Below are 16,658 nucleotides of genomic sequence, written 5' to 3'. Positions count from 1 at the left end.
AGGAAATATTGATGTATTATCATCTAAATCTCTTCATCAATTGAGTAGTTCAGGAAGTCGACCATCGGCTTTAGAATCCTGAATCTCTCGGCAACTTTGGCAGGCCAATCGGGAGTATCGAAGAACTTCTCGTCGCAACGGCAGAACTTCCCGTAATCCTTAAGCCTTAGCAAATCTATGTCGGGGTGATCCTTAGGCCACCCCTTGGGAGCGCTTTTAAGCGACTCGCTTATCCATCCCGGATAGTAACGCTTCATGTCGGGAGCATCGATTATAGCCCTGAACTCCTCGATATTGTCAACGATGGCGTTACGCAACTTGCGCAGGACGGCGGCCTCGGGGCACCACACGCCGCCATACAATCCGCTCTCGGCGTCACGCACATCTATCTGCATATAATATGCCGCATGGTGAGTCTTCCTTCCGTAAGGGCTGAACGCGGCCGAGAAATACACCTTATAAGGTGTCTTGTCGGTCGAAAAACGCGTGTCACGATATATGCGATACACGCAGTCCTTGGCCTTCAGCGCCCTGAGCTGCGGCTCCCATTGGCTCATCAGTCCAATGAGGCGGTCAACGTCGTCAAGCCACAGACTCCGCAAACTGTCATACTCCTCCTTGTGGGCCGCAAACCACTCCCTATTGTTGTTGGCCTGCAGCTCCCTCAGAAAATCATACAGTCGGGAAATGTAATAACTCATAGCGTCACTATTTTATATCCTCCCACTCGGCATCGGTCACCTGTTGCTCTACGGTATATCGCTCCTCCTCATAGCCGTTCTTCTTGGTTTCGGTATAGGATGAAGCAGTGGTGACCTCCTCAAACTCAACATACTCACCATCATTGCGGCCGAATATCTTGCGCTTGCCTTTGTGAGGCTGATTCTGTCGGGAATTATTGTTCTGAGTATTAGCGCCATAGGCTTGTCGGAAAGCCTCCTGCCTGTCGTAGAACTGACGGCGCGCTTTTGATATGGCTCCGGCTACACGCACTATGGGCCATATAATAAAAATGAACAGTAAAAATATTATGAATGCAAATACTGACATAACTATATATTAACGAAATAATAAGGAGATTTGTTGGGCTTTGCCGGCGCTACCGGTTATGCGCTGTACTTGGTTCTTACAAGCGACAAAACCACATAGAAAAGTATTGCGTAGGCAAATCCGGCGACTCCGTACATAACAACAAAGAATATCGCCGCAATGATTATTATATACCTGCGCAGATTCTCACGGATATCGAAATTCTTGAATTTCAAAGAGAACATCTTCATGCGTGTCATCACCATCAGAAGCGACACCACTACTACCAACAGCGCCATAACAATGTCGCCGGGATAACCGTAACGATGAATCCACGCCGTAAATCCTATCCAGAAAATGGCATTGGCCGGAATAGGCATTCCGAGAAAAGATGTTGTCTGACGGTCGTCGATATTGAATCGCGCGAGCCTCAATTCGCCCATCACCGGAATAAGTATGGCCAGATAGGCCACCCAGTGACAGTCGGAGAAGGCCGAGATTGTGTTGTAGATCAACATGCCCGGTGCCACGCCGAAGCTCACGAGGTCGCTCAGCGAGTCAAGCTCCTTTCCGAGATTGGAGTAGGCATGGAGCAATCGTGCGGCGGCTCCGTCACAAAAATCAAACAGAGCGGCGATACCGATGAATATGAACGCCCATTGGTAACCGTAAAGACCTCCCGACATCACGTTGTAGTTGAACGACATGATACATGCCACACAACCGCACACAAGGCTCATGCACGTAATTGTGTTGGGGATGTTGGACTTTATTATCTTAAGCATTTTTCAATTCAGGATTTTTTAATTGACTCAGCCGTAGGCTTATCGGCAAGGCGTCCCACCGTGGTTACTCCGCCTATTGTCTTGTCGCCGAGCTTCACATAGATTTCAGTGCCGAGAGGGAGATAAAGATCGACTCGCGAGCCAAACTTTATGAAACCCATGTGATCCTCAATCGATGCCGGCTCGCCCGGAGCGGCATAAGTGACAATGCGGCGTGCAAGAGCACCGGCCACCTGACGCATAACTATCGTCTGTCCGTTACGTGCCTCAATCGCTACGGTCGAACGCTCATTCTCGGTGCTCGACTTGGGCAGGTAGGCCGACATGAATCGTCCGGAATGGTGCTTCACGTAGAGTACCTTGCCATCGACCGGGAACCAATTGGCGTGAACGTTGAGAACGCTCATGAACACCGACAGCTGGATGCACCTGCAGTGCAGAAACTCATCCTCGTAGGTTTCCTCAAGCGCCACAACCTTGCCGTCGGCCGAAGCGACCACCACATTGTCGCGGTTGCCCTTGAACGAGCGGCGGGGCGAACGGAAGAAGTTCAATACAAGCAGATAAACGACAGCCGAAATAACGGTAAATGTAACGGGAATGGCCACAGGTCGCATGAACAGCCATGCCGGGATATTTATCACCAGCAGGATGAACAGCAATACGACCAATATATTCAGGCCTTCGCGATGTATTTTTACTCTCATTTTTCCGCTTTAGGGTCAATTTTAGTTCTACAAAGTTATATTAATTTATAATATTAACAAAACTAATTCATTTCTTAGTGTGGCTCATAGCCGTTTCAAAGCATATATTTATAGAAAATTCACCCTTTTTTCACTATTTCATATCCCGCAGGCCAATTTAGAGCCGGTACGACATTAAATATTAACGGCAGGGCGGTCAATTGTTGAGTGATTTTCTTTAGCTCTTGAGGGAGCGATGGGGCTCCATCGTGACCGAAAGAGATGAAGAAAAGCGCCAACGAGTGGCCGAGGCGATTGGTTGAACCGAAATTACCATCGCCTCGCATATCGCGGGCGCTTTTCTGTCTGTTTGTCAGTCGTGTACATCCAGTACACTCCTTCCTCGCAGACCAAAAATCGCTCCGCACTATGCGCCCCTGCCGTTAATATTTATTGTCGAACCAGCTCTAATACGCCGACATAAAAGGAAAATAATTAGTAACTTTGCAGAATTATGAAACGCAACGATTTCGAGATAATGGCTCCCGTAGGGAGCTATGAGTCGCTATATGCGGCCATTGACGCAGGAGCCGACGCCGTGTACTTCGGCATCGAGGGGCTCAACATGCGCGCCCGCTCATCCAACAACTTCACCATCGACGACCTCCACAACATAGCACACACCTGTGCGTCACATGGGGTAAAGACATACCTCACGGTCAACACCATAATATTTGACACCGACATCGAGAAGTGTCACGCCATAATCGATGCGGCAAAGGAGGCATCGATCACCGCCATAATAGCAAGCGACATAGCCGCTATACTCTATGCACGCTCGATAGGGGTCGAGGTACACATTTCGACACAGGTCAACATAACCAACATCGAGGCCGTGCGATTTTACTCGCAGTGGGCCGATGTCGTGGTACTCGCCCGCGAGCTCAATCTCGATCAGGTGAGCGCAATACATCAGGCGATTATCGCCGAAAACATCTGCGGCCCCCACGGAAAACCGGTGAGAATAGAGATGTTCTGTCACGGAGCGTTGTGCATGGCCGTTTCGGGCAAATGTTATCTGAGCCTGCACGAGATGAACTCAAGCGCCAACCGTGGCGCCTGCACCCAGATATGCCGCCGCGGCTACACCGTAACCGACCGCGAAACAGGCGACTCGCTCGACATCGAAAACCAGTACATCATGTCGCCCAAGGACCTCAAGACAATCCACTTCCTCAACAAGATGATCGATGCGGGAGTGAGAGTGTTCAAAATCGAGGGCCGCGCACGCGGTGCCGAATATGTGAAGATAGCCGTGCAGTGCTACGACGAAGCGATAAAGGCGGTGTGCGACGGCACATTCACCGAGGAACGCATTGCGCAGTGGGACGACAGCCTCAACCGCATATTCAACCGTGGATTCTGGAACGGATATTACCTGGGACAACGACTCGGAGAGTGGACCTCGAAGTATGGCTCATCGGCCACACGTACCAAAGTGTATGCGGCCAAGGGAGTGCGTTACTTCTCCAACATAGGCGTGGCCGAGTTCGTGATGGAAAACGGAGAGCTGCACACCGGCGACGAAGTCGTGATAACCGGTCCCACAACGGGAGCCGTGATAATGACGGTCGATGAAATACGTGTCGACCTGAAGCCGGTTGATAAAGCCGTGAAAGGCGACCGCTTCTCAATAAAGACCGACACGAAGATACGCCCGAGCGACAAGATGTTCAAATGGGAAAAGACCGCCGACCTTAAGACCCGTCGCTCGCTCCAATAGCGACATCGGCCCCGCAAAATGTGAATTTAACCAAAAACACGGTCGTCAACAGGCCCGCAATCCTAATAAACCCTAAATTCCGGGCAGGACTTGTCGGGATTAGCTATTTTTTAATAAATTTGTAATGACGATTTTTTCTTAACCTTCATTTAATTACTGTTTCACATCACGCGATGACCTATATAATGCGTTTCCTGCTTGGGATCCTCATGCTTACGGCAATGGCCGTGCCTATGTCGGCAGCCGAGCCTCTAAAGCTGATGACCACTCCCGAAACTCCAAAATATCTGGCTTACATAAACTCATGGAAGCCCGAGTTGCCCGTGCTTACTCCCGTCGAAGCCGTCGAAGAGTACAAGACACCCCAGATGGTGCTCGACATGATAAACCACGCCAAGGAGTTTATGGGATTGCGCTACCGTCGAGGCGGCAAGACTCCCAAAGGATTTGACTGCTCGGGATTCACCGGCTACATCTTCAAGCAATTCGGAATATCGCTAAAGGCATCGTCAAGCTCACAGTACACCCAGGGAACACCCGTAGTGACCGACGACCTGCGTCCCGGCGACCTGGTGTTTTTCAACGGACGCCGTGCAGGCACTTCAAGAGTGGGTCATGTGGGAATGGTGGTTGATGTCGACGCCGATGCCGGAACATTCAAGTTCATCCATTCAGCCATCAGTTCGGGCATAACGATAAGCGACTCATCGGAGCCCTACTACTCGCGACGTTACATAGGCGCACGCCGCGTAATCGACGAATCGTCGCTCAATTAATTTTCAACAGAATTTTTCAGCATTTGACAACACCTCGTCGTCAGCATCATGCCTTGCCGGTGATTATCGAGCGTATGTCATTCAGCTTGTTCAACGCCGCCATAGGCGTGAGATTGTTTATGTCGATGTTGAGTATCTCGTCCCTTATCTGAGTCAGCACAGGGTCATCGAGCTGGAAAAACGACAGCTGCACGCCGCTTCGATTATCGGCGACGCTGCTCAAGTCCTTGCCTATGGCCTCCTGACGGTTGTTGGTTTCAAGATGATGCAGCACCTCATCGGCACGCTTCACTATCGACTGCGGCATACCGGCCAGCTTGGCCACATGGATACCGAAACTATGTTCGCTGCCTCCGCGTGCAAGCTTGCGCAGAAACACCACCTTGCCGTTGATCTCCTTCACCGACACATTGTAATTGGCCACGCGCTTGAAGCTCGCCTCCATCTCATTCAATTCATGGTAATGGGTGGCAAAGAGGGTCTTGGGATGCATGTTACCATACTCATGTATATGCTCCACGATGGCCCATGCTATTGAGATGCCGTCGTAGGTCGATGTGCCTCGGCCCAACTCGTCAAACAGGATGAGGCTGCGCTCGCTCATGTTGTTGAGAATCGAAGCCGCCTCGTTCATCTCGACCATGAAAGTTGACTCGCCGAGCGAAATGTTGTCGCTTGCGCCTACACGCGTAAACACCTTGTCGACGATGCCCACACGAGCGCTGTCGGCAGCAACGAAACAGCCTATCTGCGCCATGATGACATTGAGGGCGGTTTGACGCAGCAGCGCCGACTTACCCGACATGTTGGGGCCCGTTATCATCATCACCTGAGTCGACGCGTTGTCGAGATGCACACTGTTGGTGATATATGGCTCGCCGGGAGGCAGCTGACGCTCGATGACAGGGTGACGCCCCTCCACAATGTCGATGCACAACGAGTCGTCGACCACCGGACGATTGTAGTGATTCTCCTTTGCCACACGCGTAAATGCGGCCAGCACATCAAGACGCGCCACGAGCGCCGAGTCAAGCTGTATGGCCGGAATGTATTCGGCAAGACGCGCCACGAGGTCGTTGTAGAGCCGCGTTTCGATTATCGCAATCTTCTCCTGCGCTCCGAGTATCTTCTCCTCATAGTCCTTCAGTTCCTGCGTTATATAACGCTCGGCATTTACGAGGGTCTGCTTGCGTATCCAGTCAGTGGGCACTTTCGACTTGTGCGTATTGGTCACTTCGATATAGTAACCGAACACGTTATTATATCCTATCTTAAGGCTTGAAATTCCGGTGGCCTCAATCTCACGCGCCTGTATCTTCAGCAGGTAGTCCTTGCCCTTGAAGGCTATTTCACGCAGTTCGTCGAGCTCGGCATCGACACCGTCCTTTATGACGGCTCCCCTGTTGAGAGCAATAGGAGCGTCATCGACAATCTCGCGGGCAATGCGGTCGCGAATCAATGAACAGGGATTGAGCTGCTCGCCGATCGAACGTAACGCTTCAAGGTCGGCATCGCAACACAGCTTTTTGAGCGGTTCCATGACATTGAGCGCATTGCGCAGCTGCACCACCTCACGCGGCGATATGCGCCCCACGGCCACCTTGGAGATTATGCGCTCCATGTCGCCCACATGCTCAAGAAGTGACTTCACCTCATCGTGCTGCTCGGGGTGGCGGAAGAAATACTCCACGACATCGAGCCTGGCGTTTATGGCCTTCACATCCTTCAACGGGAACAACAGCCAGCGACGCAGCAGTCGCGCGCCCATCGGACTTATAGTGCGGTCGATGACATCAAGCAGGCTCTTGCCTTCGTCGCCCATTCCCTCGACCAGCTCGAGATTGCGCACGGTGAACTTGTCAAGACGCACGTAACTCTCCTCCTCGATGCGCGACAGACGCGTTATGTGGCTCGTCATCGTATGCTTGGTTATGTCGAGATAGTGCAGCACCGCACCCGAGGCGATGATGGCGGCATGGAGGGAGTGTATTCCAAAGCCCTTGAGGTTGCGTGTTTCAAACTGTTTCAGCAGCTTGTCGTTGGCTGCCTCGTCGGTGAATATCCAGTCGTCGAGCTCAAAGACAAGATAACGCGACGAAAAGGTTTCGTCGACACGCTTGCGATTGCCCCTCTCGACAAGCACCTCTTTGGGCGCGAAGTTGTTAAGCAGCTTGTCAACGTAGTCGGCATTTCCCTCGGCGGTGAGGAACTCACCGGTCGATATGTCAAGGAAAGCCACGCCTATGAGTCCGCTGCGGGTGAAGTGCAGAGCCGACACGAAGTTGTTTTCGCGATGATTCAGCACCGCGTCATTTACCGAAACTCCTGGTGTGACAAGCTCCGTTATGCCTCGCTTCACAAGTTTCTTGGTGAGCTTGGGATCCTCAAGCTGCTCACATATCGCAACACGCTTTCCGGCCCTTACGAGCTTGGGAAGGTAGGAATCAAGGGCATGGTGAGGAAATCCGGCAAGCTCGACATACTGCGACACACCGTTGGCACGACGCGTCAGCGTTATGCCGAGTATCTCGGAAGCCACTATGGCATCATCGGAAAATGTTTCATAAAAGTCGCCGACACGAAACAGCAATATGGCATCGGGATGCTTTTGCTTCATCTCGATGTACTGCTTCATCAGCGGAGTTTCTACTATTTTTGCGGCCACGTTTTGAGGGGTAATCAATTGTGAGGGCATGACACCATTGTCACGCCCTCCATTTATAAGTTATAATGCTTTGACTTAGAACTGAATGCTGAATCCCGAGTTGTTGGATGCGGCATTGTTGGGTCGAGGTTCGTCGGCATTGCCCGATGAGCTCTTACCCATCTCCTTTATCTCGTCGGAGGTCTTCTTGTCGCGGTTGTAGGTGGGGCTCTTCTCTATCGCCTCGATTGAACGCTCGTCGTCCATCTGCGAAGGCGTAAGCACGATGTAACGCGCCTTGGCCTTGTCGCCCTGCATGCGCAGAACAGCCTCCTTGCCATACTCGTCGCCAAGACGCTGTGTGGCGTCATGCTCCTCTTCCTTCTTGTTGCGGTTGAAGTTGACCACACGGCTGCGGGTGCCGCGGCTCTTGCTCTCGTCGATCGTAACATCAAATCCGGCAGCGAGAATGGTAATTTTCACCTTGTCGCCGAGAGTGCGGTCGTAGGATGCACCCCATATAACATCGACATCCGAGTCGATGCTGCTGATGAACGATGTGAGCTCCTCGGTTTCCTCCATCTTGAACTCCTGCTCGGCCTCGGGCGAGAAGTAGATGTTGAAAAGCAACTTCTTGGAAGTCAGGATGTCACGGTTCTTCAACAGAGGCGAGTTAAGGGCATCGTCGATTGCCTTGGTAACACGCTGCTCGCCCTCGCCGTATCCGGTAGAGATTATGGCGGCTCCACCGTCGCGCAAGGTAGTGTCGACATCGTTGAAGTCGAGGTTGATTTTTCCGTCGCAGGTTATAAGCTCCGATATCGAGCGGGCCGCGGTGGTGAGAGTGTCGTCGGCCTTACCGAATGCGTTAACGAAGTTGAGGTCGGGGTATATGTCGGTCAGTCGCTGGTTGTTGATTACGAGCAGCGCATCGACATACTTGCTCATCTCGTCGGCTCCGTTCAGAGCCTTGAGAATCTTGCGCTCGCCCTCAAAGAGGAACGGTATAGTGACAATGCCTATGGTAAGCAATCCGTGCTCCTTGGCCAGACGAGCCACTACAGGGGCAGCTCCGGTACCTGTGCCGCCACCCATTCCGGCAGTGATGAACACCATCTTGGTGTGGTCGTCAAAGAGCTGATTTATCTTGTCGACAGCCGCTTCGGCAGCCTCGCGGGCGATTTCAGGCTTGTTTCCGGCACCAAGGCCGTTTCCTATCTCCACACGGGTGGGCACAGGCGAATTTTTCAACGCCTGCCGGTCGGTGTTGCATATAACAAACGACACATTCTTGATGCCTTGCTCATACATGTGGGACACGGCATTGTTTCCACCACCGCCTACGCCGATTACTTTAATGATGTCATCGGTAGGTTCTCTATCGGTAAATCCTATCTCGTTGGGTGCGGGTATATCTTCGGGTGCCATATATCTTGTTATCGTTATTAAGTTTTCAATTTAAGTTACTCATCATTTTCGTCGGCCTCATTGAAGAGCATTGTAGCGAGTCGATCCTTCCACTGTGAGAGCTTGCTCGGGCCCTTGGGCTCGCGCTTCTCCTCAACCTTGGGTTTCTTCTCTTTCTTCTCCTTCTTTTCTTTGCCTTTTATGGGACGGGGGCCGGGTTCGTCGTCGTCATCTTCGTCGTAGCTGTCATCGTAATCGTAGGTGACATTAACCTGAACGGGCACTTCGGTACACTCCTGAGGATTGCGGCGGGCTGCGGCGTTCAACAGTGCTATGACATCGATAAAATCAAGCGACTGCAGCTTGGGATCGGAGATGCGTATAGTTCCGGGGATGTTACCAAGACGCACGTTCAATCCGCTCTGCGATGCAAGCTGGTCGGTGAATCCCTTAAGCTTGGCTCCTGCTCCGACGATGATTATTCCGCCGGGCAAGTCGCTCGAAATCTTGTAGCCTGCATACTTGGGCTGCTCGATTATGTTGACGATTATCTCGCCGGCACGTGCGCGCACATAGTTGTTGACCTCGGTTGCGTCACCGTCGAAGTCATGCTTGCGGTAGTTGGGCTCTACGTTGACCACATCGCCGAGCACCTTCTTGAGCTGTTCGGCATTCTCCTCGGTGTGATTGAGCGACATGATGTCGCGCGTTATGTTGCGCGAACCGAGCGGAAGGGTTTCAAAATAACGCAACGTTCCGTTCTTGTACATCGACACGGTTGTGGTTTCGGCACCGAAATCGACAAGCATGCAGCCGAGCTTCTTCTCATCGGAAGTTAGCACGAGGTCGGCGATGGCCGACTGACGCACAATCTCACCCTTTATATTGAGCTGCTGACGCTCGGTCACGGCACGCTGAATGTTGCTGTAGCCGATGACGGGCTTGCATGTCACAAGATTTATCTCGGCCTTTATATTTCGGCCCACCGTTCCCACGGGATTTGGACAGTCGAGATTGTCGACGGCAAATTCACGCGGAAGCACCTCGATAACCTTGCGGTCGGAAACCACCATCTGACGGGCTTCGTCCTTTATCTGCTGAATGATTTTATCGGTTATGTCAACCCCGTCGTCAAAGTGACGCACAATCTGGCGCGAAGTGGCCATAGTCGAGCGTCCGCCTATAGAAACATACACCGACTTGATTTTACGGGGAGAGATGCTCTGATAGTTCTCGAGCTTCTTGATGAGCTTGTTTATGCGGTTGCTCACCTCCTCGACATTCTGTATCCAGCCGTAACGCACTACATTTATTGCGTTTTCATCCTCTACGGCAAGTATGGTCAGCACTCCCGACTCATCGACTACGCCGACAGCAGCCCTGATGTGGGAACTGCCGATTTCCAAGGCAACTATGTATTTTTGTTCCATATTGTTTTGAACGAGGTATTTATTATATTCTTTTTCAATTAATTACTCCTTTTCGCATTGGATGACACCACTCCTGCCGTATCGCCGGCAAGCATCGTGCCCAAATCGGGCTCCTCGTGCTCGGCTTCAAGATCGACCGCGCTCACGGTGTGATGAAGAGCCTTGGCGCGTCGCGTGGCAACAATCTGTCCTCCCCATTTAACAGAAATAGTGTCGTAATAGTTCCAGCCTTTCACCGGAAGAATATCGGTATAGGCCATCCGTATACGATCAAACTTGCTGTCAAGGTGTTCCATGTCGCCTATATTTATGACATGGCCGTGAATTACGGGGACAAGTATTATATTGTTGGGGCCGTCGACTTTAATTTGCGTCACGAGCGCATTCCATGTCGAATCGGAGTTTATGTAACGCACAAGCGGCAGCAGCGACACGGCCCGGAATGTCGAGTCGAAATGTCCCGAAACGACAGGCAGGTCGGTGTGGTAACGCGCCGTAGCCGAAATGCGCTTTCCATCCTTGTTGATGTAGTAGGATTTATTGCGGTCAAACACTCGCAGCACCGGGTGAAGCGGATCAATGTCGATGCGCACGGTGTTGTCGGTGTATATGCGACACTGGACGCTCTCGATCTTATCGATGAGGCCGAGGCGTCGCTCAATGCTGTCGGTGTCGATGTCGGTGAGCTTCATCGAGGGAGCATCGTTGCTGAAATCGCCGAGCTCGCGCGCTATCTCATGAGCGGTGACGAAGTTGGAATTCAAAGAGTCAAGCACTACAATGGCGACACCGCTGCACATCACATCGCGTGCCTGCAATCGCGACCAGGCGACGGCACCGATGAGATAACATAACAGCAATATCGAAATCAAGCACTTAAGAAACTTCTTCATCAACGGAGATTAACGTTTTTAACAATTTCGGGTAAATAGTTGCAAATGTCCCCTGCACCAACAGTCAGCAGGATTTCAAAGTTACGATTTTTTATTGTTTCTGTCAAATGTTGCTTATCAATCATGACTTTATCCTTGCATTTTATGTCATTGAATATGATTTCGGAAGTAACTCCGGGAATCGGTTCCTCGCGGGCGGGATATATGTCAAGCAGTATAACCTCGTCGGCAAGCGACAATGACGCGGCAAATTCAGGAGCGAAGTCACGTGTGCGCGAATAGAGATGGGGCTGGAACGCCACCGTGAGCCTGCGACCCGGATAGAGCGACTTCACCGACATTATCGATGCCCTCAGCTCATCGGGATGATGGGCGTAGTCGTCGATTATGGCGCGTCCCTCGGCACCCGGCTCCTTAAGCCAGAACTCGAATCGCCGCTTGGGGCCCATGAAGGAGGCGATGGCATCGCGTGCGGCATCGATCTCGATGTCGCCTGTAAGGTAACAGGCGGCAAATGCGGCGATAGCATTCTCGATGTTGATTTCGACAGGGACGCCGAGCGTTATGTCACGCACGGTTTCCGAAGGCGTCACGATGTCAAACGTTATCTCACCGTTGCCACGACGAATGTTTTCAGCATGAAAATCGCCCTTGTCACGCGAATAGGTGTAGATCTTCACTCCTTCGGGCACTCTCGGCTTCAGCTTCAGGTCCTCGTGAACCACAAGCATGCCGCCCGGCTTTATCAGCTCGGTGAAGTGGGCGAAGCTCTCCAGATAAGCCTCCTCGGTGCCGTATATGTCGAGATGGTCGGGATCGGTGGCGGTGATGACGGCGATGTAGGGGCGCAGATGGTGGAACGAACGGTCGTATTCATCGGCCTCTATCACCGAATAGGGCGAAGTGGCGCTGAGCAGCAGATTGCTGTTGTAGTTGCGCAAGATGCCGCCGAGAAATGCGTTACATCCCACCTTGCAGGTATTCAGGATGTGTGCGGCCATTGACGATGTAGTGGTCTTGCCGTGAGTTCCCGCGAAACAGAGTCCCTTGGTGTCACGCGTTATGTTGCCGAGCACCGCGGCACGCTTCACAACTTCGTAACCGTTTTCACGGAAATAGCTCAATCCAGGATGCATGTCGGGCAACGCGGGAGTGTAGACGACAAGCACCTCCTCGGGGCAGCCTTTGAAGTCGGCGGGAATGGCCTCGACCGACTCGTCAAACGTTATCTCAACCCCTTCGTCCTGCAGTGCGCGTGTAAGGTCGGTGGGAGTGCGGTCATAACCCGCAACCCGGCACCCTTTGGCAAGGAAGTAACGCTCAAGGGCGGCCATGCCTATACCTCCGGCACCTGCAAAGTATATCTTTTTATGTGACATCGTTATTTCGGATTATTCAATATCTTGTAGATAGTATCGACAATTACCTCGTCGGAGTCACGTAACGCCATGCGGCGCACGTTTTCGGCAAGGAGGTTGCAACGCTTCTCGTCGCCGAGCAGTGCCACTACCTCGTCGCCGAGTTTCTCACGGGCATCGGCATCGAGAATCATCACTGCGGCATCGCATTGTACGAGAGCCTCGGCATTCTTGCGCTGATGATCCTCGGCCACATTGGGCGACGGAATCAGCACAACGGGAAGACCGATAAGCTGCAGCTCGGAGATGGTACCCGCTCCGGCACGTGACACCACAATGTCGGCGGCACGGTAGGCCAGCGCCATGTCGGAAATGAACGGCACAGCCTTCACCACTCCGGGGTGACGCTTTGCGATAGCCTGACACTCCTCATCGTAGAGTTTTCCTGTCTGCCACAGCACAAATGCTCCTTCATACTCAATCTTGTCGAGCGCGGCGGCAATGCTTTCATTGATGGTGCGTGCGCCGAGGCTTCCACCCACCACAAGCACTAACTTGCGGTCAACAGGCACGCCAAGGCTCTTTCGAGCCTCCTCCTTTGTCGCCGTGACATTAAGCAGGTCGGCTCGCACGGGATTTCCTGTGAGAATTATCTTGTCGGCGGGAAAGAAACGCTCCATGCCCGAGTAGGCCACGCATATTGCATCGGCCTTCTTGGCAAGAAGCTTGTTGGTGACGCCCGCATAGGAGTTCTGCTCCTGCAACAGCGTGGGCACGCCGCACTTCTGAGCCTCCTTCAGCATGGGACCGCTGGCATATCCGCCTACCCCCACAGCAATGTCGGGCTTGAAATCCTTGAGCACGCGCTTGGCCTTCATCATGCTCTTCATGAGCTTGAAGAGCACCTTAACATTGCTCAACATGTTCTTGCGGTTGAATCCGCTGACGGGGAGTCCCACAATCTCATATCCGGCAGCCGGCACCCTCTCCATCTCCATGCGGCCTTCGGCTCCTACGAAAAGTATATTGGTGAGCTTATCCCTGCGCTTCAAGGCGTTGGCAATGGAGAGAGCCGGGAAGATGTGTCCTCCGGTGCCCCCTCCGCTTATAAGCACGTTATAATGTTTTTGTTCCATAACGGATAAAATATCTTGTTTTTTACAACTGAACCGGATTCTCGGCACGCAGCTCCTCGGGAAGTGCGTTCAGCTCCTCCTTTACCTCCTGACGGTTACCGTTCTGCACGGCGGTGCGGCTCACGCTCAACATCGCGCCTATGGCTATCGATGTCACGATGATCGATGTACCGCCCTTGGATATAAGCGGCAACGGCTGTCCCGAAACGGGGAATGTGCCGGTAGTGATGGCCATGTGGAACAGCGCCTGGAGCACTATCATCACAGCCATACCCATGACAAGAAGCACGGGGAAGGCGCGGTGACACTTCTTGGCAATGATTCCGGCACGAGCCAACAGCCACAGATAGAGGATGAGCAATCCCACCCCGCCCACAAATCCGAGGTCCTCGATTATAATCGAGAATATATAGTCGGAAAAAGCAAGCGGCAAGCGGGCCGTTTCACGCGAATTGCCGGGGAAGACGCCGAATACGCCGCCGTTGGCCTGAGCCATGTAGGAGTACATCTCCTGACGGTTCTTGGCCGTAATCTCCTCCTCATATTTAGGCACATCCGAGAAGAATCGGTCAAGACGCGCCTGCCATGTGCCGTGTCGCTTATCGGTGGTAAGCGCCTGCTCGGTAGTGGCTATCTCATCGCCCTTTGCCTTGCTGTCGCCCTCCGACATGAACTTGGCGAACACCACGCCGCCGCCTATAACGGCATATACGAGGCCGACACACAGCATCTTCTTAAGCTCGGTGCCTCCGATGGCAATCATGGCCATACTGATTGACATGAGCAGGATAGTATTGGTCAATCCCTGCTTGAACAGCAATCCGCCGAACAGCAGCACCATGATGGCCGACAGGACAACGCCCTGTGTGCGCACACCGATGGCCTTGGGTCGCTGCGACTTCGACATTATCTGAGCGATAACGAGCACGGCCGACAACTTGATGAACTCCGACGGCTGAATCGTTATACCCATAAGACTGAAACTACGCCGCGCACCGTTGACAATCTCTCCGAAAAGAGTGACATAGAGCATCATGCCCATACTCAGGAACGCGATGACCCATGCACAGGCAAAAAATGCCTTGTAATGCAGCCTCTCAAGCAGCAACACGATGCACACACCCATTCCCAACAGGAAACAGTGACGCATTATGGGGCCGTAGACTCCGGCTGCGGCGACCTCACGGCTCGATGCGCTGTAGAGCTCGATTACCGAGATGATACACAATGTTATGAATATACCCCATATCGACTTGTCGCCGTGTCGTTTATAGGTTATCGCAGGCTTTGCCTCGGCTACATGAGCACCTGATGCGGGGGCTGATTCAGTGGCTTCCATTTTTTAAGGTGTTAAGCGTGAGAGAGTAGGGTTTATAGTTTATTTGAGGCGTTTTACGGCATCCTTGAACTGACGGCCTCGGTCCTCGTAGCTGCTGAACAGGTCGAAGCTTGCACAGCAGGGCGACAGCAGCACCGTGTCGCCCGATGCGGCTATAGCGGCACAAGTGTCGACGGCATCCTGCAGTGAGTGGGTGTCGTATATGGCATCGACCTTGCCAGTGAAGAAATCGAGCAGCTTGGCATTGTCCTTGCCCATGCACACGATGGCCTTCACCTTCTCCTTTACGAGAGACTCTATCTCGGTATAATCATTGCCCTTGTCCTTGCCGCCAAGGATGAGCACTACGCCCTTGGGCATGCTTTCAAGAGCATACCAGCATGAGTTGACATTGGTAGCCTTTGAGTCGTTTATGTAACGCACACCGTTGACAGTGGCTACATATTCAAGGCGATGCTCAACGCCCTCAAAGTCCTCAAGAGCGCGGCGTATGTCCTCCTTGCGTATGTCGAGCAGACAGGCCGACAGACCTGCCGCCATGGAGTTGTAGAGATTGTGCAATCCGTGCAAGGCAAGATGATTGCGAGGCATTTTCAACGAAGTGTGGGAAGTATTGAGTACCAGTTCGTCGTCAGCGTCGATATATGCGTCGACATCCTTTTCGAGATGTTCGCTGAAGGGATACATCCGGGCCTCGGTAGTCACCTGACGCAGCTGAGCCTGAATCACGGGGTCGTCCTGCCAGAAGATGAAGGCATCCTCGGGAGTGAGGTTTCGGATTATGCGGAACTTGGCGTTGACATAGTTCTGCATCTTATAGTCGTAGCGGTCGAGATGGTCGGGCGTTATGTTAAGCATCACGGCGATATTGGCCTTGAATTCATACATATTCTCAAGCTGGAAGCTGCTCAGCTCAATCACGTAGACATCATGATGCTCGCGGGCCACCTGAAGGGCGAGGCTGCTACCCACATTTCCCGCAAGGCCGACATTGATACCGGCGTTCTTGAGAATGTGGTAGGTGAGAAGCGTTGTGGTAGTCTTACCGTTACTTCCCGTTATGCACACCATCTTGGCATCGGTGTATCGTCCGGCAAACTCGATTTCCGAAATTACCGGTATGCCGCGCTCGGCAATCTTCACCATTATGGGAGCCGTGGGAGCGATTCCGGGGCTCTTGATCACCTCATCGGCCGCAAGTATGCGCGACTCATCATGACCGCCCTCTTCCCAGGCGATTCCCTCGTCGATCAGCTGTTGCTTATAGTGAGGCGCGATTTTGCCGTAGTCCGACAAAAACACATCCATTCCTTTATCCTTGGCAAGAATTGCGGCTCCGACACCGCTTTCACCACCACCGAGAACTACAATCTTTTTATTCATAGTCTTGTA

Annotated in this window: 14 protein-coding genes; 2 read left to right on the top strand and 12 right to left on the bottom strand. The window is 52.5% G+C overall.

Annotated features, from left to right (window positions below; translation table 11 throughout):
• Window positions 1-23: 23 nt before the first annotated feature.
• Genes E7746_RS13585 through E7746_RS13570 form a run of 4 tightly spaced genes read right to left on the bottom strand, consistent with a single transcriptional unit; the run spans window position 24 to window position 2,521 of the window.
• Entirely contained in the window at window positions 24-701 is a 678-nt protein-coding gene (locus E7746_RS13585; protein ID WP_123394970.1) for a DUF2461 domain-containing protein, read from the bottom strand.
• A 7-nt stretch (window positions 702-708) separates the two neighbouring features.
• On the bottom strand, window positions 709-1,050 hold the full coding sequence (locus tag E7746_RS13580; protein ID WP_123394969.1) for a DUF4834 family protein: 342 nt from the start codon (window positions 1,048-1,050) through the stop codon (window positions 709-711).
• Between the two features lie 56 nt (window positions 1,051-1,106).
• Window positions 1,107-1,814, bottom strand: coding sequence for a CDP-diacylglycerol--serine O-phosphatidyltransferase (gene pssA, locus E7746_RS13575; protein ID WP_123394968.1), 708 nt, complete (start codon window positions 1,812-1,814; stop codon window positions 1,107-1,109).
• Between the two features lie 8 nt (window positions 1,815-1,822).
• Window positions 1,823-2,521, bottom strand: coding sequence for a phosphatidylserine decarboxylase family protein (locus E7746_RS13570; RefSeq protein WP_123394967.1), 699 nt, complete (start codon window positions 2,519-2,521; stop codon window positions 1,823-1,825).
• A 493-nt stretch (window positions 2,522-3,014) separates the two neighbouring features.
• On the opposite strand from E7746_RS13570, the gene E7746_RS13565 reads away from it, so the two are divergent.
• Window positions 3,015-4,283, top strand: coding sequence for a peptidase U32 family protein (locus tag E7746_RS13565; RefSeq protein WP_123394966.1), 1,269 nt, complete (start codon window positions 3,015-3,017; stop codon window positions 4,281-4,283).
• Window positions 4,284-4,456: 173 nt separating this feature from the next.
• On the top strand, window positions 4,457-5,059 hold the full coding sequence (locus tag E7746_RS13560) for a C40 family peptidase (protein WP_136411151.1): 603 nt from the start codon (window positions 4,457-4,459) through the stop codon (window positions 5,057-5,059).
• A 46-nt stretch (window positions 5,060-5,105) separates the two neighbouring features.
• On the opposite strand, the gene mutS is transcribed toward E7746_RS13560, so the two are convergent.
• From mutS to murD, 8 genes are all read right to left on the bottom strand, one after another.
• Window positions 5,106-7,724 (bottom strand): DNA mismatch repair protein MutS, encoded by a 2,619-nt coding sequence (gene mutS, locus E7746_RS13555; protein WP_202877157.1) that lies wholly within the window; start codon window positions 7,722-7,724, stop codon window positions 5,106-5,108.
• A 75-nt stretch (window positions 7,725-7,799) separates the two neighbouring features.
• On the bottom strand, window positions 7,800-9,131 hold the full coding sequence (gene ftsZ, locus E7746_RS13550) for a cell division protein FtsZ (RefSeq protein ID WP_136411150.1): 1,332 nt from the start codon (window positions 9,129-9,131) through the stop codon (window positions 7,800-7,802).
• Window positions 9,132-9,166: 35 nt separating this feature from the next.
• Window positions 9,167-10,540, bottom strand: a complete 1,374-nt coding sequence (ftsA, locus tag E7746_RS13545; protein WP_136411149.1) for a cell division protein FtsA — start codon at window positions 10,538-10,540, stop codon at window positions 9,167-9,169.
• A 38-nt stretch (window positions 10,541-10,578) separates the two neighbouring features.
• Window positions 10,579-11,433, bottom strand: a complete 855-nt coding sequence (locus tag E7746_RS13540) for a cell division protein FtsQ/DivIB (protein ID WP_123394962.1) — start codon at window positions 11,431-11,433, stop codon at window positions 10,579-10,581.
• Window positions 11,433-12,812: a UDP-N-acetylmuramate--L-alanine ligase gene (murC, locus tag E7746_RS13535; protein ID WP_123394961.1), complete on the bottom strand. Its 1,380-nt coding sequence runs from the start codon at window positions 12,810-12,812 to the stop codon at window positions 11,433-11,435. The genes E7746_RS13540 and murC overlap by 1 nt, the downstream gene beginning before the upstream one ends.
• Window positions 12,813-12,814: 2 nt before the next feature.
• Window positions 12,815-13,927: an undecaprenyldiphospho-muramoylpentapeptide beta-N-acetylglucosaminyltransferase gene (gene murG / locus E7746_RS13530; protein WP_136411148.1), complete on the bottom strand. Its 1,113-nt coding sequence runs from the start codon at window positions 13,925-13,927 to the stop codon at window positions 12,815-12,817.
• A gap of 22 nt (window positions 13,928-13,949) precedes the next feature.
• The gene (locus E7746_RS13525; protein ID WP_136411147.1) at window positions 13,950-15,266 is read right to left on the bottom strand and encodes an FtsW/RodA/SpoVE family cell cycle protein; all 1,317 of its coding nucleotides are present in this window, start codon (window positions 15,264-15,266) and stop codon (window positions 13,950-13,952) included.
• A 39-nt stretch (window positions 15,267-15,305) separates the two neighbouring features.
• Complete coding sequence (gene murD, locus E7746_RS13520; RefSeq protein ID WP_136411146.1) at window positions 15,306-16,649, bottom strand: UDP-N-acetylmuramoyl-L-alanine--D-glutamate ligase; 1,344 nt, start codon at window positions 16,647-16,649, stop codon at window positions 15,306-15,308.
• Between the last annotated feature and the right edge of the window lie 9 nt (window positions 16,650-16,658).

Source organism: Muribaculum gordoncarteri (assembly GCF_004803695.1).
Classification (GTDB): Bacteria; Bacteroidota; Bacteroidia; order Bacteroidales; family Muribaculaceae; genus Muribaculum; species Muribaculum gordoncarteri.
Note: the sequence above shows the minus strand (reverse complement) of the source record. Positions and strands in the feature narration are given on the sequence as shown.